The sequence below is a fragment of the Blastocatellia bacterium genome, assembly GCA_035573895.1.
Classification (GTDB): domain Bacteria; phylum Acidobacteriota; class Blastocatellia; order HR10; family HR10; genus DATLZR01.
Map to the genome: position 1 here is coordinate 1 of DATLZR010000022.1, position 2,226 is coordinate 2,226.

3 protein-coding genes are annotated in these 2,226 nt (G+C 60.8%); all 3 read right to left on the reverse strand.

Annotated features, from left to right (window positions below):
* Nucleotides 1-5: 5 nt before the first annotated feature.
* Nucleotides 6-1,394 (reverse strand): ATP-binding protein, encoded by a 1,389-nt coding sequence (locus tag VNM72_02870; GenBank protein ID HXF04339.1) that lies wholly within the window; start codon nt 1,392-1,394, stop codon nt 6-8.
* A gap of 24 nt (nt 1,395-1,418) precedes the next feature.
* Nucleotides 1,419-1,838, reverse strand: coding sequence for an arsenate reductase ArsC (locus tag VNM72_02875; protein ID HXF04340.1), 420 nt, complete (start codon nt 1,836-1,838; stop codon nt 1,419-1,421).
* Nucleotides 1,838-2,226 (reverse strand): response regulator transcription factor (locus tag VNM72_02880; protein ID HXF04341.1); only part of this gene is annotated, 389 nt, incomplete at its 5' end. The genes VNM72_02880 and VNM72_02875, both read right to left, overlap by 1 nt.

Here is a 2,226-nt window from a genome sequence, read left to right on the forward strand (position 1 = left end):
TTCTCTCAGGTTCTCGGAGACACGTCGTTGGCCGCCGGCAGGGTGACGGTGAATTCCGAGCCCACACCAGGCTTACTGGAGACTTTGACCTGTCCACCGTGAGCCTGAACGAGATGCTTCACGATGGCCAATCCCAGGCCGCTTCCCCCGGTCTGACGGGAGCGGGATTTATCGGCGCGATAAAACCGCTCGAAGATGCGGGGCTGGTCCGCCGGAGCAATTCCGACCCCCGTATCTTTGACCGAGAGGACAACCCACGCCCCCTCTCGATGCGCGCGGATGGTGACCTGCCCGCCCGGTCGGTTGAATTTCACCGCATTGTCCACAAGATTGGTGAGAATTTGCTCCAGTCGTGAGACATCGGCGCGAACGAGGATATCGTCCGACACCTCATGAGTGAGGGTCACGCCCCGTTCCTCGGCAGCGGGCAGAAGGAGCGCCATGACATCCTCGACCACCGAGCGGAGATCAATGTCTTCCAGTTTGAGCGTCACAACCCCCGACTCGATCTCGGACAGATCGGTGATGTCGCGCACGAGCGCGTGCATCCGTTGAGCGTATTTATAAATGGCGTCGAGGAATCGGAGGCTATTCTCACGATCATCCAGGGCTCCCTGACGCAACGTTTCGGCATGGGCGAGAATTGCCGCCAGGGGCGTGCGCAGTTCATGCGAGATATTGGCGAAGAAGTCCCGACGGATGCGTTCCAACCGTTCCAGATGAGTGACTTCGACGAAAACGCCCAGAGCTGCCGACGGTCGGCGCCCGTCAGCTTCCAGAGGTGAGACGGTGAAACGAAAGCTGCGCCGCTCCCCGCTGAGAAGCTCGAACCGCCCCTCGACGGTCCGTCCCTCGCTGAGGACGTGATGAAAGGCTTCGTTGACCGTTCCGTCACGGGTCACATCCATGAGTCGCAGCGGGCGTCCGAGCGTCACCGGAAGGCTGAAGATATGTTCAGCGGCGCGATTGTGAAGCACCACTTCCATGCGCCGATCCACAATGACGATGGCTTCGGGGATGGCCGCGAGAACCGTTTGCAACAGATGATTCGTGCGTGCTGTGGTCTCGATGAGACGCTCCTGCTTGCGCAGAACATAATGGGCCGTCACCAGCGTCAGCGCCGTGACCGCGAGGGCCGACAGGAGGTGAGAGTGGACCGGCGTGATCGTGGGAAAGAGGAGCAGTTTGGCAACCTCAAAGCCACCGAAAAGGGCCGTCATCACCAGGGCCGTCAGCGTCGCCCGAAACCTCAGCCGCCGCGTGCGCGACAGAGGCGATGTCTCCCTTCCAGGAGAAGACAATGGGAGCGCGTCCCTCCACCAACGGATGGAGACGCTTTCCGCTTCAGCAGCGAGCGGACGCTCGCCGCCACTCCCTTGAGAGTATCCTTCCATCGTGCTCTCCCGCGAGAGCTGGTCTCACCGGCATCCGGCAGAGTGCAGAAACTCCTCGATTTGACGGCGAATGGCATCGCGGACGGAGCGAAATCGAGCGAGCTGCTCGTCGAGGGTTCCTTCGCCGGTGGCGGGATCGGGGAAACTCCAATGAAGTTGCACGCCCGCGTGAGGGAAAACCGGACAGGCTTCGCGGGCAGCATCGCACACGGTAATGACATAGTCAAAAGGCTCGCCCCAGAACGTCTCTACCGATTTCGAGCGGTGATGGGAAATATCCACCCCGACTTCTCGCATGACCTCAATCGCCATCGGGTGCACGCGCGAGGGATGTGTTCCCGCGCTCGAGACAAGGAACCGATCTCCCGCCAGATGTTCGAGCCAGCCTTCGGCCATCTGACTGCGGGCCGAGTTCCCGGTGCAGATAAACAGAACGCGCTTCATCACTCAGTGGACGGCTCGCTGTCCGGAGGTCGGAAGCGATAGCCAATGCCGATAACGGTTTCGATGTAGTCGCTGCGTCCGAGCTTGCGGCGAAGATTGCGAATGTGCACATCGAGCGTGCGGGAGTCGCCGTAGTATTGAAGTCCCCAGATCCGATCCAGCAGGTAATCCCGGGTGAGCGTGCGGCCCCGACTCTGCACGAGCAGCGACAGAAGGGCGAACTCCTTCCGGGTGAGCTTGACCTCTTCCCCGGCGACCTTCACCAGGAAATTCTTGTGATCAACATAGAGGACGCCATCATCATAGACCGAACTGCCAGCAGCGCCTTCGACCCGACGCAGCAACGCTTGAATGCGGGCTTCCAGTTCGCGCAGGCTGAAGGGTTTGG

Bases quoted from the DNA above. Each gene is read 5' to 3' on its own strand.
- VNM72_02875 (HXF04340.1), bottom strand. From the start codon at position 1,838: ATGAAGCGCGTTCTGTTTATCTGCACCGGGAACTCGGCCCGCAGTCAG.
- VNM72_02870 (HXF04339.1), bottom strand. From the start codon at position 1,394: ATGGAAGGATACTCTCAAGGGAGTGGCGGCGAGCGTCCGCTCGCTGCT.